The sequence below is a fragment of the Streptomyces sp. NPDC002870 genome, assembly GCF_042888505.1.
Lineage (GTDB): Bacteria > Actinomycetota > Actinomycetes > Streptomycetales > Streptomycetaceae > Streptomyces.
This window is the reverse complement of the sequence record NZ_JBIAPW010000031.1, coordinates 49671-71766: the sequence shown is the minus strand read 5'-3', so window position 1 is coordinate 71766 and position 22096 is coordinate 49671. Positions and strand designations below refer to the sequence as shown.

The window sequence follows — 22096 nt, the reverse complement described above, 5'->3', positions numbered from 1 at the left end:
CACCTCTCGCGCCGCCGCAGTGGGCCCCCGAGCCCGTCACACTACTAGCTGAAGGTGACGGAGCGGACCCCCTGAGCGAGTACTCCCACTCAGGGAGTACCCACCGCGCGCTGCGCACGCGCCGAGGCATAGAGACATACGGCTGCCGCGGTCGCGAGGTTCAGGCTTTCGGCTTTTCCATGGATCGGTACGCGCACGACGGCGTCCGCGAGCGCACGGGTCTCCTCCGGCAGTCCCCAGGCCTCGTTGCCGAAGATCCATGCGGTGGGCCCGCCCATGGTCCCGGCGTCGAGCTCGTCGTCCAGGTCGTCGTCACCGGCGCCGTCGGCGGCCAGTACGCGCACTCCGGCGTCGCGTAGTCCCCGCACCACCTGCTCGACGGGGACGCCGACGGCGACGGGCAGATGGAAGTGCGAACCGACCGACGCGCGCACCGACTTGGGGTTGTAGAGGTCGACGGAGGCGTCGGTGAGGACGACGGCGTCGGCGCCCGCGGCGTCCGCGCAGCGCAGCACCGTGCCTGCGTTCCCGGGGTCGCGTACATGCGCGAGTACGGCGACGAGCTTCGGCCGCGCCGCCAGGATCTCCTCGAACGGCGAGTCGAGGAACCGGCAGACGCCGACCAGGCCCTGTGGGGTGACGGTCTGGGAGACCTCTGCGAGCACCGCGTCGGAGGCGTGGTGAACCCGGGCCCCGGCGGCACGGGCGGCGTCGACGATGTCCGCGTACCGCTCGGCGGCCTCGACGGTGGTGAAGAGCTCGACCAGCGTGGGCTCACCGCTGGGGCCGCGGTGGCCGACCGCCTCCCGCACGGCCTGCGGCCCCTCGGCGATGAACAGGCGCTCCTTGCCCCGGAAGGCGCGCTTGGCAAGCCGCCTGGCGGCGGTGACGCGCGGGGAACGCGGGGAGATCAGCTCGGGGGCCATGTGCCTGCGGCTCTCTGATTCGGTCCGGGCGGGGTGGTCCGGGGGCCCGGGGGGGCCGGGGGCGCCCCCGGATACAGCTGGTATACAGCTCAGAACGCACCGGACCCGCAGGCCGAAGGCCTGCGGGTCCAAAAGCGGTCCGGCTGGACGCGGCCGTCAGGCCGCCGACGCGGCCTTCGGGGCGTTGACGTCGCTCGGAAGCGCCTTCTGGGCAACCTCGACGAGCGCGGCGAACGCGCCGGCGTCGTTGACCGCGAGCTCGGCCAGGATCTTGCGGTCCACCTCGATGTTGGCGGCCTTCAGACCCTGGATGAGGCGGTTGTACGTCATGCCGTTCTGGCGGGCAGCGGCGTTGATGCGCTGGATCCACAGCTGACGGAAGTCGCCCTTGCGCTTCTTGCGGTCGTTGTAGTTGTAGACCAGGGAGTGGGTGACCTGCTCCTTGGCCTTGCGGTACAGGCGCGAACGCTGACCGCGGTAGCCGCTGGCCTGCTCGAGGATCGCCCGGCGCTTCTTGTGGGCGTTGACTGCCCGCTTGACGCGTGCCACTTGTTAACTCCTTGTAGCGGGGCTGGGAGTGAGAGTTCGACTCACCCCGGCCCGGAAACGAATTGGTCCCGGTCTCGGCGCGTGCCCCCGGTCACCGGGGACACATACGTCACTTGCCGAGAAGCTTCTTGATGGTCTTCGAGTCACCCGGGGCCATCTCGGCGTTGCCGGTGAGGCGACGCGTCAGCTTGGACGACTTGTGCTCCAGCAGGTGGCGCTTGCCGGCGCGCTCACGGAGCACCTTGCCGGAGCCGGTGATCTTGAAGCGCTTCTTGGCACCGCTGTGCGTCTTGTTCTTCGGCATAGCGCCGTTATCTCCTCGTCAGTGGCACTCCCCCGGTGCGGACACCGGACAACAGGAGCGTCAGATCTTGGTTTGTGGGTTCCGGGCGGGACCGGGGGCTGCCTGGGTGGCAGCCCCGCCAGGTCACGCCTCGGAGGGCGTCTCGGAAGGGGCCTCGGCCGGGGCCTGGGCGGCCTCGTCCGTCGACTCCTCGTGCGCGTAGCCCTGGCGCTCCGCCTTGCGGGCGGCCTGGGCCTCACGCGCTTCGGCCATGGCCTCGGTCTTCTTCTTGTGCGGGCCAAGAACCATGATCATGTTCCGGCCGTCCTGCTTCGGGTTCGACTCGATGAATCCGAGATCCTCGACATCGGAAGCGAGCCGCTGCAGCAGGCGGAAGCCAAGCTCGGGGCGGGACTGCTCACGACCACGGAACATGATCGTGATCTTGACCTTGTCACCCTGCTTGAGGAACCGGACGACGTGACCCTTTTTGGTGTCGTAGTCGTGCGGGTCGATCTTCGGCCGGAGCTTCATCTCCTTGATGACCGTGTGCGCCTGGTTCTTGCGCGCCTCACGGGCCTTCATGGCCGACTCGTACTTGAACTTCCCGTAGTCCATGAGCTTGCACACGGGCGGACGGGCGGTCGCCGCGACCTCGACCAGATCGAGGTCGTACTCCTGCGCAAGCTCGAGGGCCTTGGCAAGCGGAACAATCCCGACCTGCTCGCCGCTGGGACCGACAAGTCGCACTTCGGGAACGCGAATCCGGTCGTTGATGCGGGGCTCGGCGCTGATGGATCCTCCTAAGTAGCACCACACGGATGTCTGGCAGGCAGCCGCGTAACGTCTGTTTCCTGAGACCAACCGCACCGGAACGTGAAAAATGCCCCGGACGGGACACAGGCGGGAGCTCCTCGAATACCGGAACACCGCCGCGTGCTACCGCGGGGCTTATCGGGCGGCTCCATCGTCCGTACGGAACGATGGGCGCCGCCTGACCGGTGACCCGCCGTCCCGGAGGACAGCCAGGTGGGAGATCGGAGCCTCCACTTGTGGGCCGGGCACACACGTGTCCGGCCGGTCGTTACACAAGGTTAGCAGCTCTGGCCGGAAGCGGCTAACCGGTGGCCGGGACCCGGTCGCCCGCGGCGGGGCATATCGTGTGCGTCATGAGTGACGCGACCACCCCCAATGAGTCCCCCGGCTTCGACGACATGACCCGCGACATCGCGGAGGTCCCCGCCGTCGAGGTCATCGTCACGGTCGCGGTGAACCTGATGAGCGCGGCCGCCGTGAAGCTCGGTCTGACCGAGGACGGCGCGGAGCACAAGGATCTGGACGAGGCGCGGAAGCTGGTGCATGCGCTGGCGGGTCTGATGGACGCGAGCGCGACCGAGATCAGCTCCTTCCACGCGGCGCCGCTGCGCGACGGGCTGAAGTCGCTGCAGCTGGCCTTCCGCGAGGCGTCGCTGGTCCCGGACGAGCCGGGCCAGGGACCGGGCGAGAAGTACACCGGCCCGGTGTACGGCTGAGCCCGGATCCTTTCCTCAACCGCGTACGAAGAGGGGCTCGCCCGGCGGGGTGGCCTCGGCCGGGAGCAAAGCCAGGTCGAGGCCCCGCACCAGGCGGGCCCTCAGTACGTCGTCGGCCGCCAGCGTCTCGGCGACGCGGCGGGCCGCCTGGGCCGGGACCGCGTCCGCGGCCAGGACCAGGGCGAGGATGCCGTCCGCGCGGCCCGGGCCGAGGTGGGCTCGGAGCACCGCGGGCTCGGCGGCGACCGCGTCGCGTACCGCCGTGGTGACCGCCGGGTCGTCGAGCGGGTCGGCACTGATGCGGCCCTCGGAGAGGGCGAGCAGCGCGCTGCCGGTCACCTGGTACGGGACGGGACCCGCGACGTCGAGCAGCAGCGTGTCGGCCTGCTCGTGGGCGGCGGCCTGCAATGCCTGATGCAGCGGTACGGCCACGGGGCGCGCGTGCGGGTCCCAGCGGGCCAGCGAGTCGACCGAGGTGAACGCTGGGAGCGCACGGCGGTCGCCCGCCGTCAGCGTGGGGACCGCCATGTCGCTGGTCTTCTCGCGGCGCAGGCCGTTCTCGTCCTCCTCGACCTCGCCGAGGAATGCGACGACCGGGACCAGCAGCCGGGCGTCCTTGAGGGCTTCGAGCACCGGCTGCTGGGCCGTGCGGTCCGCGGACCAGGCCGCGAGGGCCGCCGTCAGCCGGGGATCGGCGGTGCCGTCGTCGTCGGAGAAACCGGAGTCGGGGATGTTCTTGAGCGCCACGCGAGGAGCCTAGCCTCCTTGGTATGAGTGTCAGTGTCGCGGTCGCCGTGGCCGGCCGGTCGTACGGCGACCAGCGTGCGTATCCCTCGGCGAGCATCGTGAAGGTCTCGATCCTGGCCGCGCTGCTGCGCGACGGGCGTCCGCTGACCGCGCGGGAGCGGGAGCTGGCGCGGGCCATGATCGTACGGAGCGACAACGACGCGGCGACGGCGCTGTGGGAGACGATCGGCGGCGCGGCGGGGCTGGACGCGGCGCATGCGCGGCTCGGGCTCACGCAGACGCGGGCCGAGACGGCGTGGGGGCTGACGCGGACCACCGCGGCGGATCAACTCGCGCTGATGCGGGCCGTGTTCGACGGCCCGTACGCGTATCTCCGGGACCTCATGGGCCAGGTGGTCGAGGGGCAGGACTGGGGGGTGTCGGCCGCGGGCGGCGCGTGGGCGCTCAAGAACGGCTGGATGCCGATGCGGGATACCGGGCTGTGGGTCGTGCACTCCGTGGGGCGGGCCGGTGGCCGGCTCCTCGCGGTGCTCTCCGACGGGCATGAGACGAAGGAGGAGGGCATCGCGTGCGTCGAGGCGGCGGTGTGGGAGGCGGTCAGGCGCCTCTGACCCGGCCGGCTGGGCCGCCGCCGGCTCGGCCCGGGTCGGGCGCCGCCCGCGTGCCTCTGGCTTGACCCGGCCGGGCGCCGCTCGCTCGGCGCGGTCAGGCGCCTCTGACCCGGCCGCCGCGCCAGAGCACGACCGCGCCCGCCAGCACGAGCGCGCCGATGCCGCCGGCGAGCGGGGCGAGCCAGCCGGCCGGCTCCGCGTCCTTCTTCTCGGCCACGGGGCCGGGGCCGAAGTACTTCTTGCCGTAGCCCGAGGACGCGGCCTTCAGGCCGGCCGGGCGCAGCTTGGCGCCCGCCTTGATCGCGGCGGCCGGGTCGACGACGCCGTACCCCTTGGCGTCGTCGCGGCCGCCCTTGGGGCCGTTGCGGGCGGAGTCCGCGAGGAGCTTTTTGATCTGGGCCGGGGCCAGGCCCGGATGGGCGGAGCGGACCAGGGCGACCGCGCCGGAGACGAAGGCGGCGGCCGCGCTGGTGCCCCAGCCCTGGTAGTACTTCTGGTCCGGGTCGGCCATGACGATGTCGACGCCGGGTGCGCTGACGGTGGCGTACCAGCGGCGGGTGGAGAAAGCTGCGTGGGTGCCGAATCGGTCGACGGCGGTCACGGCGATCACGCCGGGGTAGGCGGCGGGGTACGAGATGTGGTCGCCCTTCTCGCCGCCGTTGCCGGCCGACGCGACGACGACGGAGCCCTTGGCGAGCGCGTACTGCACGGCGGCGTCCTCGGCCGCCTCGGGATGCGCGGACTCGCTGTCGTCGCCGAGGGAGAGGTTGATGACGTCGGCGCCCTGGTCGGCGGCCCAGCGGATGCCCTGGGCGAGGGCGTTGCCGCGGGATTTGCGGGCCTTCTCGCGGGCCTTGTCGGTGCCTTCGAGGATGACCCGGACCGGGAGGATCTTCGCCTCGGGCGCGATGCCCATGACGCCGTCCTCGCTGCCCGGACCGTGGCCGTGGGCGGCGATGATGCCCGCCATGGCGGTGCCGTGGCGGGCCCAGGCGCGTTCGCCGCGCTGGGCGCCGAAGCCGATGAAGTCCTTGCCGGGCAGCACCGAGGCCGCGAGGTCGGGGTGGCGGTCGTCGACGCCCGTGTCGAGGACCGCGACGGTGATGCCCTCGCCCTTGGTGGTGTTCCAGGCCTGGTCGGTATTCATGGAGCTGAGCGCCCACTGCTGGGTCCGGATGCCGTCCGCGTGCGCGGGCGTCGCCGGCAGGAGCGCGAGGGCGGCGGCCGCGAGGGTGGCGGCGATGCGGTGGCGGAGGCGGTGTCCGGTGACGGGGCGGCGGGTCATTCGGGCTTCTCCGTGGCCGTGCTGACGGTCCTGCGCAGTACGCGCTGGATACGGTCCGCGATGCCCTTGGCCTCATGGCCGAGGCCCGCCTGGGCGGGCGCGGACGTCGCGCCCCTGGCCCTGGCCTCGTCGGCGGGCTGCGGGTCGCTGACGGTACGGCCGTCGGCGAAGCCGGACACGGCGTACACGACGACGGGCGCCTCGGTCAGGACGTTCACGGTCCAGCTGGCGCGCTGCCGGTCGCCGAAACCGGCGGCGACGGTGCCCTCTGCCGGGAGGGTGCGGGGCATCAGATCGGGGCGCTCGTCCAGGCCTTCGGCGGTGAAGCGGGATGCCAGCGTGTGCATGGCGGCCGCATCGGCCTCTGTGAAGATCAGCCCGACCGTGGTGACGCTGCTGGACGTCGCGTCGGCGTAGGTGGCGCGCAGCACGCGGGCGCAGCCGACCGGCTGCAACGTTCTGACCAGCAGCGGGTCGAGGGCGCCCGCGCAGCCGCCGTCGGGCGCGACGGCGATCCGGGTCCACGCCCGGTCCGCGCCGCCGGGTCCCGCGCCCTCGCCCCTGAGGGTGCGGGGGAAAAGGGTGTCCACGGGGACGCTGTGCCAGAGGGTGCGGGTCTCGGTGTACCCGGTACGTGCGGCGGCGTCGGCGCTGGAGTCACCGGTCAGCCAACTGCCGGTGACCGCGCCGCCGATCAGGCCGAGGCCGAGGACGACGCAGGCGACGGCGCCGAGGGTGCGCGCGGGGTGCCGGGTCCGTACGGGACGGAGCCGGGTGGTCATCTCGGCAGGGCTCTCCGGCGGCATCCAGGGCCAGCCGTCGGCTCCGTGGCCAGGGCCGTGGCCCGGGTGCGCGGGTCGTGCGCCGGGCCTCGGTGTGAGGTCGACGGCCCCGACGGGCCTGCGCCGCGTGGGTGCGGCGGCGGGCAGCGGGGGCGCCTCTGCGGGCAGGGGCGCGGAACCGGTGCGGGGGCCGGGGGGCGCGGCGATGGGCCGCAGCCGGGCGGTGGTCTCGACGGGCGGGACGCCACCGGGGCGGGGCGCGGCGGGGCGCTCGGCGGCGGGCGGGCGCAGTGGCGCGGGTACGCCGGAGCGCGCGGGCGGTACCTCCGGACGCGGCGGAAGGCCCGACGACGGCTGCGGCAACGGCGGGGAGGAGGACGGTCGGCGGCCGCCGTCAGCAGGCCAGTTGCCGGCGTACGGCTCGGGCCCGGCGGAGCCACTGCCCGAGGACGCGGGCCGCACGTCGGGGGTGGCCGCGTCCGGCTCGGTCCGTCCGGACCCGGACTCGGGCCGGCGCGCAGGCGCGTTCGGCCGGGCCCGGGCGTCGGGCGACGGCGCACCCGCCGGCGTATCCGAGTACGGCGATGCGGCCCGGCCGGCCTGTGCGTCGGCAGACGGCTCGCGCGCCGGCGCATCCGGGTGCCGTGGGGCCGACGGCCCCGGCGGCGGGAGCACAGGCTGCGGGTGAACCAGTTCCGTGAGGCTCGACGCCCGCAGCGTCCTCGGGGCCGGATCCGGCGGGCCCAGCTCATCCGTGATGCGTGACGTGCTCGGCGTCGGCTCCCCGCCGCCGGGCTGAGGCGAGGCCGGGCCGGGAGGACGTTGCGCCTCCGTGCTCATCCCGCCCCCCTGAATTCTCGTCCACGTACACCAACGGATCGCCTCTCGGGGCAGGCCCGTTCGTCACCGCGTGTGCGTCACTCTACGGGCTGGAACACGCGCCGCGGCAACGAGACCAGGGGTCCGGGGGGATCTGCGCAAAACGTCCCCCTACCCTGCGGTAATCCGGTCTGGCAAGCTCGGGCCATGACTCCCCGTGCCGCTGACCGGGCCCGCTACGACAGGGCCACCGCCCATCTCGATGCGCCGCTCGCCGTAGTCGATCTCGACGCGTTCGACGCCAACGCCGACGATCTGGTGCGCAGAGCGGGCGGCAAGCCCATCCGGCTGGCGAGCAAGTCCGTACGCTGCCGGGCACTCCTTGAGCGGGTGCTGGCGCGGGACGGGTTCGCGGGGATCATGTCGTTCACGCTGGACGAGTCGCTGTGGCTGGCGCGGGCCGGGTTCGACGACGTGCTGCTGGCCTACCCGTCCGCGGACCGGGCCGGGTTCGGGGAGCTCGCGGGCGACCCCAAGCTCGCGGCCGCCGTGACCGTGATGGTCGACGACGCGGCGCAGCTGGAGCTGATCGACCGCTCCAGGGCAGGCGGCAAGGAGGAGATCCGGGTCTGTCTGGAACTCGACACCGCGCTGCAACTGCTGGGCGGCAGGGTACGGATCGGGGCCCGGCGCTCCCCTCTGCGTGAGCCCGCCCAGCTCGCCGAGCTGGCGCGGTCGATCGCGCGCCGCCCGGGCTTCCGGCTGGTGGGCCTGATGGCGTACGAGGGGCATGTGGCGGGTGTCGGGGACGCCGTGGCGGGCAGTCCGCTGCGTTCGCGGGCCGTCCGGCTGATGCAGTCCGCGGCCCGTAAGGAGCTGGCGGCCCGGCGGGCCGCGGTCGTGCGGGCGGTGCGGGCCGTGACGCCGGACCTGGAGTTCGTCAACGGCGGCGGCACCGGCAGCGTCCAGCACACCGCGGCCGAGGACGCGGTGACCGAGATCGCCGCCGGGTCCGGGCTGTACGTCCCGCGGCTGTTCGACCACTACACCTCGTTCACGGGGCGTCCCGCCGCGCTCTTCGCCCAGCCCGTGGTGCGCAGGCCGGGCGTGGGCGTGGTGACGGTGCTCGGTGGCGGCTATCCGGCGTCGGGTGCGGCCGGCGCGGACCGGCTGCCCGTCCCGTATCTCCCGGAGGGTCTGCGCTACGACCCGCAGGAGGGGCCCGGCGAGGTGCAGACCCCGCTGCTCGGCTCGGCCGCCGACGATCTGCTGATCGGCGACAAGGTCTGGTTCCGGCATGCCAAGGCCGGGGAGCTGTGCGAGCGCTTCGACACGTTGCATCTCATCGAGGGCGACCACGTGACGGGCACGGCGCCGACGTACCGGGGCGAGGGCCGCACCTTCCTCTGAGGACCGGGGCTCAGTACGCCACGGTGGGCCCTCAGCCGGGGCCGATGCTGCTGCCGACTCCGCCGCTCGTGGAGTCGCCGATCGGGCGGATGCTCGCGGCGATCTTGTCCATCTCTGCGAGCTTCGGCCCGTCCGGACCCGCGTCGAAGGCGAACCGGACGACGACCATCGCCCCGGTGCCCACCGTCGACGGGAAGGCCAGCGACTGGACATACCCGCTGGGGCCCGCTCCGGTGGTCACCCGCCAGCGCACGAGATAGCCCGCCCGCCCGGCGACGGCGATGGACTGGGACTTGAGCACGGTGTGGGACTTGATGCCGCCGTGGATGCGGCTGCCGAGGGCGTCCTCCTCGTACGCCTTGTCCGCCGCCGTCACGATGTCCTCTTTGGCGAGCGCCGCGGGCGAGTGCACATCGGTCTGGGCGGCGGTGATCGACGAGACCCGGCCGTGCCGGCAGAGCGAGGAGCCGCCTCCCGGACAGTCGTAGGTCTCGTCCGTCACCATCGTGGTGCCCTCGTCGAGGGAACTGTCGGACTTCTCCCACCCCTCGGGGACGAGCATGGTTATGCCGTTGAGCTGGTCGGTCAGCAGCGCGGAGTCGCCGCTCGCGGGCGGGGTCGCGGCCTGGCTGTTCTTCGGGTCCGTCGTCGGGGCCGGTTCGGACACGCTCGGCGCGGACTTGGGCTTCGTACCCCCGTCGTCCTTCCCGAGCAGCACCGCGCCGGCGGCGACCGCCGCGACGAGCAGCACGCCCGCCGTGCCGAGCGCCACCACCCGCGCCCTGCCACCCGCTGCGCCTGCGGGTGTCGCCTGCTGCATCGGCACGGTAGGCGAACCGAACCCGACGGCCTGGCCCGGGGCTTGGGCCTGGCCTGGGGCCTGCGCCTGCGCCTGGGCCTGCGCCTGGACCGGGCGTGTGTGCGCGGTCCAGGCGGCCCCGTCCCACCAGCGCTCGCCGTCTGGCACGTTGGGGTCCGGGTACCAGCCCGCCGGGGTCGTCATGCTCATCCGGCCACCCTAGGGGGGCCGCTTCCGTGCCTCTACACGGGAGTGCTACACGGGAGTGACATACGCGCCCGCGATTCCGCCGTCGACGAGGAAGTCCGTCGCGTTGATGAACGAGGAGTCATCACTGGCGAGGAAGGCCACGGCGGCGGCGATCTCGTCCGCATCCGCGAACCGTCCGGCCGGGATGTGGACCAGGCGGCGCGCGGCGCGCTCCGGGTCCTTGGCGAACAGCTCCTGCAGCAGCGGGGTGTTGACCGGCCCGGGGCAGAGCGCGTTCACGCGGATCCCCTCGCGGGCGAACTGCACGCCGAGTTCGCGCGACATGGCGAGCACGCCGCCCTTGGACGCGGTGTACGAGATCTGGGAGGTCGCCGCGCCCATGATGGCCACGAACGACGCGGTGTTGATGATCGAGCCGCGGCCCTGGCGCTGCATGTACGGAATGGCGGCCTTGCAGCACAGGAAGACGGAGGTGAGGTTGACCTCCTGGACGCGCTTCCAGGCATCCAGGCCCGTGGTGAGGATCGAGTCGTCGTCGGGCGGCGAGATGCCCGCGTTGTTGAAGGCGATGTCGACGCTGCCGTAGGTGTCGTACGCGGTCTTGAACAGCGCTTCGACCTGCTCGGCGTCGGTGACGTCGACGCGTACGAACGTACCGCCGACCTCCTCGGCCGCGGCCTTGCCCGCGGTCTCGTCGATGTCGCCGCAGACGACGTTCGCCCCCTCGGAGGCGAGGCGGCGCGCGGTGGCCAGGCCGATGCCGCTGCCGGCGCCGGTGATGACGGCGGTGCGGCCGACCAGGCGGCGGCAGATGTTCTGGGCGGTCATTGCTTCAGGCCTCCGTGCTGATGAAGACGTTCTTGGTTTCGGTGAAAGCGGTGAGGGCGTCGGGGCCGAGTTCGCGGCCGAGGCCGGACTGCCGGTAGCCGCCGAACGGCGTCCAGTAGCGGACGCTCGAGTGGGAGTTGACGGAGAGGTTGCCGGCGGCGACGGCGCGGGAGACGCGGATCGCGCGGCCCACGTCGCGGGTCCAGATCGAGCCGGACAGGCCGTACTCGGTGGCGTTGGCGAGCCGGATCGCGTCGGCCTCGTCGTCGAAGGGGAGGACGACGGCAACCGGGCCGAAGACCTCTTCGCAGGCCGCGGGGGCGTCCGGCGCCAGGTCGGTGAGGACGGTCGGCGGGAACCAGAAGCCGGGGCCCTCGGGGGCGGTGCCGCGGATCGCCTTCAGCTCGTCGGGGACGTACGCACGTACCCGGTCCAGCTGCGCCTGCGAGATCAGCGGGCCCATCTGGGTGTTCTCGTCGGCCGGGTCGCCGACGACGACGGACTCGATCGCCGGGGCGAGAAGGTCGAGGAAACGGTCGTAGACCGAGCTCTGCACCAGGATGCGGGTGCGGGCGCAGCAGTCCTGGCCGCTGTTGTCCAGGAAGGACATGGGGGTGGCGGCGACCGCGGCTTCGAGGTCCGAGTCGGCGAAGACGATGTTGGGGCTCTTGCCGCCGAGTTCGAGGGTCACGCGCTTCACCCGGGCCGCGCACTTGGCCATGATCTGCTTGCCGACCCGGGTGGAGCCGGTGAACACGATCTTCGCGACGCCCGGGTGCTCGACCAGCGCGTTGCCCGCTTCGTCGCCGGCTCCCGGCAGCACCTGGAAGAGGTGCTCCGGCAGGCCTGCCTCCAGGGCGAGTTCGGCGAGCCGGAGCGCGGTGAGCGGGGTGGTCTCCGCGGGCTTGAGCAGGACGGCGTTGCCGGCGGCGAGGGCCGGAGCCGTGCCCCAGGCGGCGATCGGCATGGGGAAGTTCCAGGGCGCGATCACACCGATGACGCCGAGCGGTTCGAGGATGGTGATGTCGAGGCCGCCCGCGACAGGGATCTGACGGCCATTCAGGCGCTCGACTCCCCCGGCCGCGAAGTCGAGGAGGTCGCGGACGTTGCCCGCTTCCCAGCGGGCGTTGCCGATGGTGTGCCCGGCCTCCCGCACCTCCAACCGGGCCAGTTCTTCGAGGTGTTCGTCGACGACCGTGGCGAAGCGGCGCAGCAGCCTGGCCCGGTCGGCGGGTGCGGCGGCCGCCCAGCCCTGCTGGGCCTTCGCGGCCCGTGCGACGGCGGCGTCGACCTCGGCGGCCGTCGTCGCCCGGACGGTCTCGACGACCTGTCCTGTCGCGGGGTTGAGCACCTCGTGGTACGCGTATGGCAAGACGTGCCTCACAGACGTTCGAAGGAGCGGCGAAGCTCCCAGTCGGTCACCGCGGCGTCGAAGGCTTGGAGCTCGACCCGCGCCATGTTGCGGTAGTGCGCGACGACTTCGTCGCCGAATGCGGCCTTGGCGATGGGGCTGTTCTCCCAGAGTTCGGCGGCTTCGCGCAGCGTCGTGGGCACCTGCGCGTATCCGGCGGTGTACGCGTTCCCGGAGCACTCGTCGGGCAGTTCCAGCTGCTGCTCGATGCCGTACAGACCGGCCGCGACCAGACCGGCCACGGCCAGGTGGGGATTGACGTCGCCGCCCGGCAGCCGGTTCTCGAACCGCATCGACCGGCCGTGGCCGACGACGCGCAGCGCGCAGGTGCGGTTGTCGTAGCCCCAGGCAACGGCGGTCGGCGCGAAGGAGCCGGGCTGGAAGCGCTTGTACGAGTTGATGTTGGGCGCGTACAGCAGCGAGAAGTCACGCAGCGCCGCCAGCTGTCCGGCCAGGAAGTGGCGCATGACCTGCGACATTCCGCCGGGTCCGTCGCCCGCCATGACGTTCGTGCCGGTTTCGTCCTGGAGGGAGAGGTGGATATGACAGGAGTTGCCCTCGCGCTCGTTGTACTTGGCCATGAACGTGAGCGAGACGCCCTCCTGGGAGGCGATCTCCTTCGCGCCGGTCTTGTAGACGGCGTGCTGGTCGCAGGTGACCAGGGCTTCGTCGTACTTGAAGGCGATCTCGTGCTGACCGGGGTTGCACTCGCCCTTGGCGGACTCGACGATCAGGCCGGCGGTCGCCATCTCGTTGCGGATCCGGCGCAGCAGCGGCTCGATGCGGCCGGTGCCGAGGACGGAGTAGTCGATGTTGTACTGGTTGGCCGGGATGAGATCGCGGTAGTTGCGGTCCCAGGCCTCCTCGTAGGTGTCCTTGAAGACGATGAATTCGAGCTCCGTGCCGACGTGCGCCGTGAAGCCGTGCTCGGCGAGGCGGTCCAGCTGGCGGCGCAGGACCTGGCGGGGCGCGGCCACGACGGGTGAGCCGTCGTTCCAGGCGAGGTCGGCGACGAGCAGCGCGGTGCCCTCGTTCCAGGGGACTCGGCGCAGTGTGGTGAGGTCGGGGTGCATGGCGAAGTCGCCGTAGCCGCGCTCCCACGAGGACATCTCGTAGCCGTCGACGGTGTTCATCTCGGTGTCGACGGCGAGGAGGTAGTTGCAGCCCTCTGTGCCGTGTTCCAGGACCTCGTCCAGGAAGAAAGGTGCGGCGAACCGCTTGCCCTGGAGCCGGCCCTGCATATCGGGGAAGGCCAGGACGACTGTGTCGATCTCACCGCTCGCGACGAGCACGCGAAGCTCCTCGACCCCGAGCGGGGGTTTGCGGTCTGCCACGGGATTACGCCTCCTTGGGTCAGCCGGAAGCCATAAGGTATTACTGAAGACCATTGCATGGGAAGAGGAAACGGCGACGTGGTGAAGAAGAGCGATGCGGCCGCCCCCGAAGAGGACGCCCCCAATGCGGCCGACCCGAATGCGGCCGACCCGCTGATGCCCGTACTGCGCCCTGTGCGCGCGGGCAACGGCTTCGAGGAAGCACTGGAACAGATTCTTCAGCTGCTGCGCCTCGGACTGGTCGCCGGCGGCGAACGGCTGCCCGCGGAGCGCGAGCTCGCCGAGCGGATGGGGATAAGCCGGGTCACGCTGCGCGAAGCGCTGAAGGTGCTCGCCGACCAGGGGCTCGTGGAGAGCAGGCGCGGCCGCTACGGCGGCACGTTCGTGCTGCACCGCCCCGACGCCCATGGCGAGGACGAACTGCGCCGACGCGTGGCGGAGGTGGACGTCGAGGACACCCTGCGCTTCCGCGAGGTCCTGGAAGTGGGAGCCGCCGGGCTGTGCGCCGCGCACGGCCTGTCCGACGAGGGCGCGGACCGGCTGCGTACGGCCCTGGCCGCGACGCACGACGCGCCGCTCACCGAGTACCGGCGCCAGGACACGCTGCTGCATCTGACCATCGCCGAGCTCTCCGGCTCTCCCACGCTGACCGCGCGGTACGCCGCGGTGCGCGCCACGCTGAACGATCTGCTGGACTGCATTCCGCTGCTCGTACGCAACCTCGAGCACTCGCAGCACCAGCACACGGCGCTGGTCGAAGCGGTGCTCGACGGGGATGCCGACGCTGCGCGCGAGGTGATGCGGGAGCACTGCGAGGGGACGGCGGCACTGCTGCGCGGCTTCCTGCCCTGACACCCTCCTCGCGACCGAACCGTAACCGCAGGTTTACGCGCAGGGCTTGCGCATCACAGATCACTGCCGCAATGGTGTCCGCACAAACCATTGACCTCTGCCAGGAGCGACTCATGGCCGAAGGCACCACCACACGCGAACAGTCCCCCGCCGACGACACCTACCTGAACCGCCGCACTCTGCGCAGAGGCAGCGCGGGCTGGCTGCTCCTCACAGGGCTCGGCGTCGCCTATGTCGTCTCCGGCGACTTCTCCGGCTGGAACATCGGCCTGTCGAAGGGCGGCTTCGGCGGGCTCGCGATCGCCACCCTGCTGATGGGCGCGATGTACGCCTGTCTCGTCTTCGCACTCGCCGAGCTGTCGGCGATCCTGCCGACGGCGGGCGGCGGCTACGGCTTCGCCCGCCGCGCGCTCGGCACCTGGGGCGGGTTCCTGACCGGCACCGCGATCCTCATCGAGTACATACTCGCGCCCGCGGCGATCGCCATCTTCATCGGTGACTACGTCGAATCGCTCGGCCTGTTCGGCCTGGAGTCCGGCTGGCCGGTCTATCTCGCCTGCTTCGTGATATTCATCGGCATCCATCTGTGGGGCGTCGGCGAGGCGCTGCGCTTCAGCCTGGTGGTGACGGCGATCGCGGTCGCGGCGCTGCTGATCTTCGCGGTCGGCGCGCTGACGGAGTTCAGCGCGGGCGGCCTGGACGACATCCCCGTCGACAAGGACGCGTTCGGCTCGGGTTCCTGGCTGCCGTTCGGTCTGCTCGGCATCTGGGCGGCGTTCCCCTTCGGCATGTGGTTCTTCCTCGGTGTCGAGGGCGTGCCGCTGGCGGCTGAGGAGGCGAAGGACCCGGTGCGCTCGATGCCGCGGGCGCTCGCCATCTCCATGGGCATCCTGGTGCTGCTGGCCGTGGTCACCTTCATAGCCTCGACCGGCGCACGCGGCTCCAACGCGATCCAGGAGGCCGGAAATCCGCTGGTGGTGGCGTTGCAGGGGAGCGGCGATCCGACGCCGCTGAGCCGCTTCGTCAACTACGCGGGCCTGGCGGGCCTGGTTGCGTCCTTCTTCTCGCTCATCTACGCGGGCTCGCGCCAGCTCTTCGCGCTCTCCCGGGCCGGCTACCTCCCGCGCTTCCTCTCCCTCACCAGCCGCCGCAAGTCGCCCTACCTCGGGCTGCTGATCCCCGGGGCGATCGGCTTCGCGCTGGCGGCGGGGACGGGTAACGGCGCGCGGATGCTGAACATCGCGGTCTTCGGGGCGACGATCAGTTACGCGCTGATGGCCCTTTCGCACATCGTGCTGCGCCGCCGCGAGCCGGACCTGCCGCGCCCGTACCGCACGCCCGGCGGCATGCTCACCTCGTCCGTCGCCTTCGTCCTTGCACTCTCCGCGCTGGTGGCCACGTTCCTGGTGGACAAGGACGCGGCCTTCATCGCGCTCGGCGTCTACGCCGTCGCACTCGCCTATTTCGCGATCTACAGTCGCCATCATCTGGTGGCGAAAGCTCCGGAGGAGGAGTTCGCGGCGCTGGCGGCGGCCGAGGCCGAACTCGAACGGAACTGACTCGACGGAACCGACTCGACCGGAACGGACTCGAACGGAACTGAACGGAGGTCACTGTGTCCAAGCCGCTCATCGGCGTCACCACGTACCTGGAGTCGGCCGCGTGGGGCGTGTGGGAGATGCCCGCGGCGCTGCTGCCGGCCGGATACCCCCGCCTGGTCCAGGCGGCCGGCGGCCTCGCGGCGCTCCTCCCGCCCGACGACCCGGCCCAGGCCGAGGTGGTCGTGTCCCGGCTGGACGGCCTGGTGATCGCGGGCGGAGCGGATGTCGAGCCCGTACGGTACGGGGCCGAGCCCGAGGCGCGTACGGGCCCGCCGGCGCGGGACCGGGACGCGTGGGAACTCGCCCTGATCAGGGCGGCGTTGGCGTCCGGGACGCCGCTGCTGGGGATCTGCCGAGGCCTGCAGCTGCTGAACGTGGCGCTCGGCGGGACGCTGGTCCAGCACCTGGACGGACACGTCGGGGGTGTGGGCGTCTTCGGCGCCCACACCGTCAAGCCGGTGCCGGGGACGCGGTACGCGGAGATCGTCCCGGAGGAGTCGTCGGTCCCGACGTACCACCACCAGTCGGTGGACCGCCTGGCCGACACCCTCGTGGCGAGCGCGCACGCGGAGGACGGCACGGTGGAGGCGGTGGAGCTGTCGGGGCCGGGGTGGGCGCTGGGGGTCCAGTGGCATCCGGAGGCGGGGGACGACCTGCGGGTGATGTCGGCGCTGGTCCGGGCGGCGGGGTAGCGGCGGGGTACCGGTGCGGGGCCCGCCCCGTCAGCCCGGGACTCGGTCCGTGGCCCCGCCAGCCCGGGACTCGGCCCCTGGCCCCGTCAGCCGGGACTGGGCCCCCCGCGCGTCAGCGTCAGCAGGTCGCGCGCCGGACCCGTCGGGCGGTGGGAGGTCGGCCAGACCGCACGCAGCGCGCGGCGCAGGTCGACCGAGGCCAGCGGGATGCTCGTCAGGCGGCGTGCCGTCAGTTCCTCCGTGACCGCCAGTTCGCTCAGGACCGCGGGGCCCGCGCCGCTCACCGCCGCTGACTTGACCGCCGTCGTGGAGGCGAGTTCGAGGAGCGGTTCGGCCAGGCCGCCGCAGGCGGACAGGGCCGAGTCGAGGACCTGGCGGGTGCCCGAGCCCCGTTCGCGAAGGATCAGCGGCACGCCCGCCAGTTCCGCCGGGGTCAGCGGGGCGCGGCGGCGTGCCCACGGATGGCTCGGGGCCACGACCACCAGGAGGCGGTCGTGGCCGATGACCGCCCCGTCGAGGCCGTCCGGCACGGACAGCCCCTCCACGAAGCCCAGATCCGCCTCGCCCGCGAGCAGGCGCTGAGCCACCACCGCGGAGTTCCCTGCCAGCAGCGAGACCGCAGTGCCGGGGCGCGCCGCCCTGAGCGCGATCAGCCACCCCGGCAGCAGGTACTCCGCGATGGTCATCGAAGCAGCCACCCGCAGCCTCGAATCGCGCCGCCCTCGCAGCGCCTGCGCCCCCGCGTCGAAGGCCTCGGCAGCCTCCACGACGCGCAACGCCCAGTCCGTGACCAGCGCCCCCGCTTCCGTCAGCCGCGACCCGCGCGGGGAGCGGTCGACCAGTGCCACCCCCAACTGACGCTCCATCGAGCGGATCCGGCTGCTCGCGGCCGGCTGAGTGATTCCGAGCTCGCGCGCCGCCCGCCCCAGGCTGCCGTGTCGCGCGACGGCCAGCAGCAGCTCGAGCGCCCCCAGATCCGGCACCCGGTGCGCCAACGGCACCCGCTCTTCATCCTCGTCGCTCATAAATCCAGTTTATGGGCTCATAGGGGAGAGATCCCTGGTGGGGACCCCTGGCCCGGGTGAGAGTGCAGACATGGTCATCGCCGTGCAGCCCCACCCCCGCCGCAGCGCTGCCGGGTCGACCCTCGCCACCGTACGGCTGCAGGCCCTCCGCCACTTCGGACCCAACTGGTACGCGACCGTCATGGGCACCGCCATCGTCGCGAACGCCGGTGCCGCCCTGCCCGTCGGCATCCCCGGCCTGCGGACGGCCTGCGCCGCGGTGTGGGCGCTGTCCGCCGTACTGCTGGCCGTCGTCCTGGCCGCCCGCGCCACGCACTGGACCCACCACCGCGACCAGGCCCGCGCGCACCTCCTCGACCCGGCGGTCGCGCCCTTCTACGGCTGTCTGTCGATGGCGCTGCTGGCCGTCGGCATCGGCACCCTGACCGTGGGCCAGGGCGTGATCGGCGAACCCGCGGCCGTGGCGACGGCGGCCACGCTCTTCGGCGCCGGCACCCTCACCGGGCTCGCCGCCGCCGTGGTCGTCCCGTATCTGATGGTCGTACGCCACAAGGTCGAGCCCGGCACGGCCTCTCCCGTGTGGCTGCTGCCCGTCGTCGCCCCGATGGTCTCCGCGTCCTTCGGCCCTCTCCTGGTCCCGCATCTGCCTGCCGGGCAGTGGCGGGAGGCGATGCTGCTGGGGAGCTACGCGATGTTCGGGGTCAGCCTGCTGGCCTCGCTGCTCATCCTGCCGATGGTCTTCGCCCGGCTGGTCCACCACGGCCCGCTGCCCCTCGCGCTGACCCCCACCCTCTTCCTGGTGCTCGGCCCGCTCGGCCAGTCGACCACCGCGGTCAGCAAGCTGGCGGACGTGGCGCCGGGCGCGGTCCAGGCACCGTACGCCGAAGGGCTCGCCGCCTTCGCCGTGATCTACGGAATCCCCGTGCTGGGCTTCGCCCTGATGTGGCTGGCGCTTGCCGGTGCGATGGTCGTGCGGGCCGCGCGCGGCGGCATGCCGTTCGCGCTGACCTGGTGGGCCTTCACCTTCCCCGTCGGCACCTGCGTGACGGGCGCAGAGGGCCTTGCGCGCCACACCGGCCTGGTGGCCCTCGAATGGCTCGCGGTCGGCCTGTACGCGTTTCTCGTCGCCGCGTGGGCCGTGACCGGCGTCCGTACGCTGCGCGGCCTGTTGGGCGGGGCGCTGCTCGCAGCGCCTGTGAAGGCCCGCTGACAGGTGTGGGCGCGCACCGATGCCGGTGCGCGCCCAAATCATGACTCAGGTGACAGCCGTCAGAAGGACGGCCGCCGTCAGAAGTTCGCGAGGTTGAGCAGGGGCTCCTTGGTGCCGTCGCCGTCCTGGGACGGCCAGGTCCAGTCGAAGCTGCCGGCAGCCTGCAGAGCCGCCTTGACGTTCTGGGGCGATGCGGCGGGGTTGCCGGCCAGATACAGGGCTGCGCCGCCCGCGACGTGGGGCGCGGCCATCGAGGTGCCGGACATCGTGGTGGAGCCGCCGCTGCTGGAGGTGGAGCGGATGCACACGCCCGGCGCGATCAGGTCGACATCGGAGCCGTAGTTGGAGAAGTTGGCGAAGGTGTCGTCCACGTCACTGCGGCACGTCGCCTGGCCGAGACCCCCCGGCTTGCCGTCGAAGTCGGCCAGGGCACTCACGGTGATCACTTCGTCGTATGCGGCGGGGATCATGTCCGCGGCGTCGGAGTGGTCGTTGCCGGCCGCCACCGCGTACGTGACGCCCGCGGCGACGGAATTGCAGATCGCCTGGTGCATGGCGTCGTTGTTGGTATTGCCGCAGTTGCCGTCGTCGGTGCCCGATCCGCCCAGGCTCATGTTGGCGACTTCGATCTCGTCGGCGTGCTCGGTGACGTGGTCGATGCCGCAGATGACGTTCGAGATACTGCCGCTGCCGAGGGGGCTGAGCACCTGCACCGGCCAGAGCCGGGCGCCCGGTGCCGTACCGACCACGCCGGTGCCGTTGTCCAGGGCGCCGATGGTTCCGGCGACATGCGTGCCATGGCCGTGGAAGTCGGAGGGTGGCAGCAGGGACAGCCAGCAGCTCTTGCCGCCGGCCCGGTACACGTTCAGGTCGGGGTGGTTCGGGGCGATTCCGGTGTCGATGACCGCGACGTCGGCGTCCACCCGGGTGTCGACACCGTCGATGGCCGCGGTGGGGCTCTGGTCGGCCGCCACCCGGTCCACGCCGGTCGGGGTCGACTGGGCGGTGGCATGCACCTCCCGGTCGGGCTCCACCGAACGCACCTGGGGGTCGTCGGCGAGCTCCGCTGCGACGCTGGGGCTCATGGAGGCCGAGTAGCCGTGAAGGGCGTAGCGGTACACGTGCTGCACCCTGGCACCCAGGGTGGAGGCCTGCTCGACTGCGGCGTCCACAGCCTCGTTCATATCGGCACCCTCGGTGGCGGCTGTGTCCTCGAGGGTCACGATGTACGCGCCGGGGATCTGGTCGGACTGTGCGGGCGCCTTGGCCATCGCGGGGGTCGGTGATGCGGCCGCAAGCACGAGCGCAAAGAGGGCGATACGGAAAGTTTTGGGCATCCCGGACCTTTCTTGAGGGCATGTGAGAGCCGAGACTCAACCCGGTGCTTCTGGGGAGTTCATGGCATGTCTGCTTCGCTACCGCGCTCACAGCTAGCAGGTTTGCGGCGGTGCGGCAGCCCGACATCCGGCGGTCACCGGATTCTCTGACCGCCTGTCAACCATGTGGTCCCTTCCGACCCTCGCCGCTACGACGGTCGGCCGGCCGGCCTCGGCCGGTGGCACGGGTGGGATCAGCCCGCCTGCCGGGTCGCTCGTCGCAGCGCCGCGCCGAGCACCGAGGGTGCCTCGGCCAGCGACGGCCCGTACCAGGTCAGGTGCCTGCCACTGACCAGCGCGGCCGGCAGTCCCGGAAAGGCCTCGGGCCCGTCGTCCACCGCGAAGCGGTACGGCTCGTCGGGCAGGACCGCCAACTGGGCGCCGCTGTCCCGCAGTTCGTCCACCGGGATGCGTGGATAGCGCTCGGCGTGCCCCGCGTACACGTTCCGGACGCCGAGCCGGGCCAGCAGATCGCCGGCGAAGGTGTCGCGGCCGAGCACCATCCACGGCCGCCGCCAGACCGGCACGATCGCCCGCCACTCCCCCACCGGCTCGACCGCGGACCACGCCTGCCGCGCCTCGTCGAGCCAGCGCGGCCGGGCCTGCCCGCAGACGGCTGCCAGCACCCGCTCCAGCTCGCAGAACGCCTGCTCCAGGTCGCGTATCTCCGTCTCGAGCACCTCGATGCCTGCGGCCCGCAGGGCGGCCAGATCGGGCGCGCGGTTCTCCTCCTCGTTCGCGATCACGAGATCGGGTCGCAGCCCGATCACCGCCGCCACGTCCGGGTTCTTGGTGCCCCCGATCCGTACGGCATCGAGTTCGGCGGGGTGGCTGCACCATTCGGTGGCCCCGACCAGCACTCCGGGCGCGCTGACGGCCACGGCCTCGGTCAGCGAGGGCACCAGTGACACGACGCGCACGTCGGCCGCCCCTCAGCGCCGGGGCTCGGGGCCCGCGTCGTCGATGTGGTCGGCGACCGAGACGACGAGGATCCGGGTGTCGGGTGCGGTGGCGCGCCACCGGTGCCGTACGCCGCCGGAGAGGAAGAGGGTGTCGCCGCGCGCCAGACGGTAGGCGCGGCCCTCCGCCTCGACCTCCGCGGCCCCGTCGGCGACGTACATCAGCTCGTCGTTGCGGTGCTGGAATTCGCGTCCCGGGTCATGCTCCCCGGTGAATTCCAGGGCCTGCAGTTGATGGTGCCCGCGCACGAGCCGACGGGTCCTGGCGCCCGGTGGCGGTGCCCCTTCCGCCGCCGCGCGTACGACATTGACGGTGCGCGCGGCGTCGGACGCGGCCAGCAGCCGGCCGGGCGTGGTCTCCAGGGCGTCCGCGACCCGCTGGAGGGAACGCATGCTGGGGCGGGCGCGCTCGTTCTCCACCTGGCTGAGGAAGGGCACGGAGAGGCCGCTGCGCGCGGCGACCGCGGCGAGCGTGAGGTCCAGGGCACGGCGGCGCCTGCGCACAGCTGCGCCCACCCGAAGGGGTTCGGTCTCCTTCGGGTCCTTCGGGCCCATCGCGTCCATCGCGTCCATCGCGTCCTTCGCGTCCTTCGCGCCCTTCGCGTCCATCCGCCGGGCTCCCCTTCCCTGGTCCAGTCTCACCTTACGCAGCTTCCTGCCCGGGCTTCCCTGCAAGCCCCTCCCTGCAAGCCCCTCCCTGTGCGGGCCGGCCGGCACGCGGACCGGAAAGCCACAAGGGCTGCCCCGCCACTGGCGGGACCACCCCTTGTACACGCTGCGGGCTACTGCGGAGCCATCTTTTCCGCGATGCCCGGGTTCTGTTTCATCCGCGGCGATCCATCGCACGGGGGCTGC

22 protein-coding genes are annotated in these 22096 nt (G+C 72.1%); 7 read left to right on the top strand and 15 right to left on the bottom strand.

What is annotated here, in order from left to right; genetic code table 11:
• Positions 1 to 89: 89 nt before the first annotated feature.
• The 4 genes from ACFYWY_RS29650 to infC form a co-directional block, all read right to left on the bottom strand.
• Positions 90 to 926, bottom strand: coding sequence for a TrmH family RNA methyltransferase (locus tag ACFYWY_RS29650; RefSeq protein WP_389191579.1), 837 nt, complete (start codon positions 924 to 926; stop codon positions 90 to 92).
• 156 nt (positions 927 to 1082) lie between these two features.
• The gene (rplT, locus tag ACFYWY_RS29645) at positions 1083 to 1475 is read right to left on the bottom strand and encodes a 50S ribosomal protein L20 (RefSeq protein WP_307664534.1); all 393 of its coding nucleotides are present in this window, start codon (positions 1473 to 1475) and stop codon (positions 1083 to 1085) included.
• Positions 1476 to 1584: 109 nt separating this feature from the next.
• A complete protein-coding gene (gene rpmI, locus ACFYWY_RS29640; RefSeq protein WP_142216133.1) occupies positions 1585 to 1779 on the bottom strand; it encodes a 50S ribosomal protein L35 in 195 nt (64 codons plus the stop codon).
• Between the two features lie 123 nt (positions 1780 to 1902).
• Positions 1903 to 2577 (bottom strand): translation initiation factor IF-3, encoded by a 675-nt coding sequence (infC, locus tag ACFYWY_RS29635; protein WP_389191576.1) that lies wholly within the window; start codon positions 2575 to 2577, stop codon positions 1903 to 1905.
• 350 nt (positions 2578 to 2927) lie between these two features.
• Between infC and ACFYWY_RS29630 the strand changes: the two genes are divergently transcribed.
• A complete protein-coding gene (locus ACFYWY_RS29630; RefSeq protein WP_307664532.1) occupies positions 2928 to 3290 on the top strand; it encodes a DUF1844 domain-containing protein in 363 nt (120 codons plus the stop codon).
• Between the two features lie 15 nt (positions 3291 to 3305).
• On the opposite strand, the gene ACFYWY_RS29625 is transcribed toward ACFYWY_RS29630, so the two are convergent.
• Positions 3306 to 4037 (bottom strand): SseB family protein, encoded by a 732-nt coding sequence (locus tag ACFYWY_RS29625; RefSeq protein ID WP_389191572.1) that lies wholly within the window; start codon positions 4035 to 4037, stop codon positions 3306 to 3308.
• Positions 4038 to 4060: 23 nt separating this feature from the next.
• On the opposite strand from ACFYWY_RS29625, the gene ACFYWY_RS29620 reads away from it, so the two are divergent.
• Positions 4061 to 4648 carry a serine hydrolase gene (locus ACFYWY_RS29620; protein ID WP_389191570.1) on the top strand — a complete coding sequence of 196 codons (588 nt, stop codon included), beginning with the start codon at positions 4061 to 4063 and terminating at the stop codon, positions 4646 to 4648.
• A 94-nt stretch (positions 4649 to 4742) separates the two neighbouring features.
• Here the strand turns inward: ACFYWY_RS29620 and mycP are convergent, their stop codons facing one another.
• Both mycP and ACFYWY_RS29610 read right to left on the bottom strand, forming a co-directional pair.
• The gene (gene mycP, locus ACFYWY_RS29615; protein ID WP_389191567.1) at positions 4743 to 5933 is read right to left on the bottom strand and encodes a type VII secretion-associated serine protease mycosin; all 1191 of its coding nucleotides are present in this window, start codon (positions 5931 to 5933) and stop codon (positions 4743 to 4745) included.
• Positions 5930 to 6739 (bottom strand): hypothetical protein, encoded by an 810-nt coding sequence (locus ACFYWY_RS29610; protein WP_389191666.1) that lies wholly within the window; start codon positions 6737 to 6739, stop codon positions 5930 to 5932. Before ACFYWY_RS29610 ends, mycP begins: the two co-directional genes overlap by 4 nt.
• 1002 nt (positions 6740 to 7741) lie before the next feature.
• Here ACFYWY_RS29610 and ACFYWY_RS29605 point away from each other — a divergent pair.
• A complete protein-coding gene (locus ACFYWY_RS29605) occupies positions 7742 to 8944 on the top strand; it encodes an amino acid deaminase/aldolase (protein WP_389191564.1) in 1203 nt (400 codons plus the stop codon).
• Positions 8945 to 8975: 31 nt separating this feature from the next.
• Here the strand turns inward: ACFYWY_RS29605 and ACFYWY_RS29600 are convergent, their stop codons facing one another.
• The 4 genes from ACFYWY_RS29600 to ACFYWY_RS29585 are packed head-to-tail and all read right to left on the bottom strand — an operon-like array spanning position 8976 to position 13526.
• Complete coding sequence (locus tag ACFYWY_RS29600) at positions 8976 to 9953, bottom strand: DUF2510 domain-containing protein (protein ID WP_389191562.1); 978 nt, start codon at positions 9951 to 9953, stop codon at positions 8976 to 8978.
• Between the two features lie 45 nt (positions 9954 to 9998).
• Positions 9999 to 10781: a 3-oxoacyl-ACP reductase gene (locus tag ACFYWY_RS29595; protein WP_389191559.1), complete on the bottom strand. Its 783-nt coding sequence runs from the start codon at positions 10779 to 10781 to the stop codon at positions 9999 to 10001.
• Between the two features lie 4 nt (positions 10782 to 10785).
• Entirely contained in the window at positions 10786 to 12195 is a 1410-nt protein-coding gene (locus ACFYWY_RS29590; protein ID WP_389191663.1) for an aldehyde dehydrogenase family protein, read from the bottom strand.
• Positions 12162 to 13526, bottom strand: a complete 1365-nt coding sequence (locus tag ACFYWY_RS29585; protein WP_389191556.1) for a glutamine synthetase family protein — start codon at positions 13524 to 13526, stop codon at positions 12162 to 12164. Before ACFYWY_RS29585 ends, ACFYWY_RS29590 begins: the two co-directional genes overlap by 34 nt.
• 156 nt (positions 13527 to 13682) lie before the next feature.
• On the opposite strand from ACFYWY_RS29585, the gene ACFYWY_RS29580 reads away from it, so the two are divergent.
• From ACFYWY_RS29580 to ACFYWY_RS29570, 3 genes are all read left to right on the top strand, one after another.
• Positions 13683 to 14378 (top strand): FadR/GntR family transcriptional regulator, encoded by a 696-nt coding sequence (locus ACFYWY_RS29580; protein ID WP_389191660.1) that lies wholly within the window; start codon positions 13683 to 13685, stop codon positions 14376 to 14378.
• Between the two features lie 113 nt (positions 14379 to 14491).
• Positions 14492 to 15937 carry an ethanolamine permease gene (gene eat, locus ACFYWY_RS29575; RefSeq protein ID WP_389191553.1) on the top strand — a complete coding sequence of 482 codons (1446 nt, stop codon included), beginning with the start codon at positions 14492 to 14494 and terminating at the stop codon, positions 15935 to 15937.
• 56 nt (positions 15938 to 15993) lie between these two features.
• Positions 15994 to 16671, top strand: coding sequence for a gamma-glutamyl-gamma-aminobutyrate hydrolase family protein (locus ACFYWY_RS29570; RefSeq protein WP_389191550.1), 678 nt, complete (start codon positions 15994 to 15996; stop codon positions 16669 to 16671).
• A gap of 86 nt (positions 16672 to 16757) precedes the next feature.
• Here the strand turns inward: ACFYWY_RS29570 and ACFYWY_RS29565 are convergent, their stop codons facing one another.
• Positions 16758 to 17696 (bottom strand): LysR family transcriptional regulator, encoded by a 939-nt coding sequence (locus ACFYWY_RS29565; RefSeq protein ID WP_389191548.1) that lies wholly within the window; start codon positions 17694 to 17696, stop codon positions 16758 to 16760.
• A gap of 70 nt (positions 17697 to 17766) precedes the next feature.
• Between ACFYWY_RS29565 and ACFYWY_RS29560 the strand changes: the two genes are divergently transcribed.
• On the top strand, positions 17767 to 18906 hold the full coding sequence (locus tag ACFYWY_RS29560; protein WP_389191545.1) for a TDT family transporter: 1140 nt from the start codon (positions 17767 to 17769) through the stop codon (positions 18904 to 18906).
• A gap of 77 nt (positions 18907 to 18983) precedes the next feature.
• On the opposite strand, the gene ACFYWY_RS29555 is transcribed toward ACFYWY_RS29560, so the two are convergent.
• From ACFYWY_RS29555 to ACFYWY_RS29545, 3 genes are all read right to left on the bottom strand, one after another.
• Positions 18984 to 20243, bottom strand: a complete 1260-nt coding sequence (locus ACFYWY_RS29555) for a S8 family serine peptidase (protein WP_389191542.1) — start codon at positions 20241 to 20243, stop codon at positions 18984 to 18986.
• A 233-nt stretch (positions 20244 to 20476) separates the two neighbouring features.
• Complete coding sequence (locus ACFYWY_RS29550) at positions 20477 to 21202, bottom strand: helical backbone metal receptor (RefSeq protein WP_389191539.1); 726 nt, start codon at positions 21200 to 21202, stop codon at positions 20477 to 20479.
• A 12-nt stretch (positions 21203 to 21214) separates the two neighbouring features.
• Positions 21215 to 21805, bottom strand: coding sequence for a helix-turn-helix domain-containing protein (locus tag ACFYWY_RS29545; protein WP_389191658.1), 591 nt, complete (start codon positions 21803 to 21805; stop codon positions 21215 to 21217).
• Between the last annotated feature and the right edge of the window lie 291 nt (positions 21806 to 22096).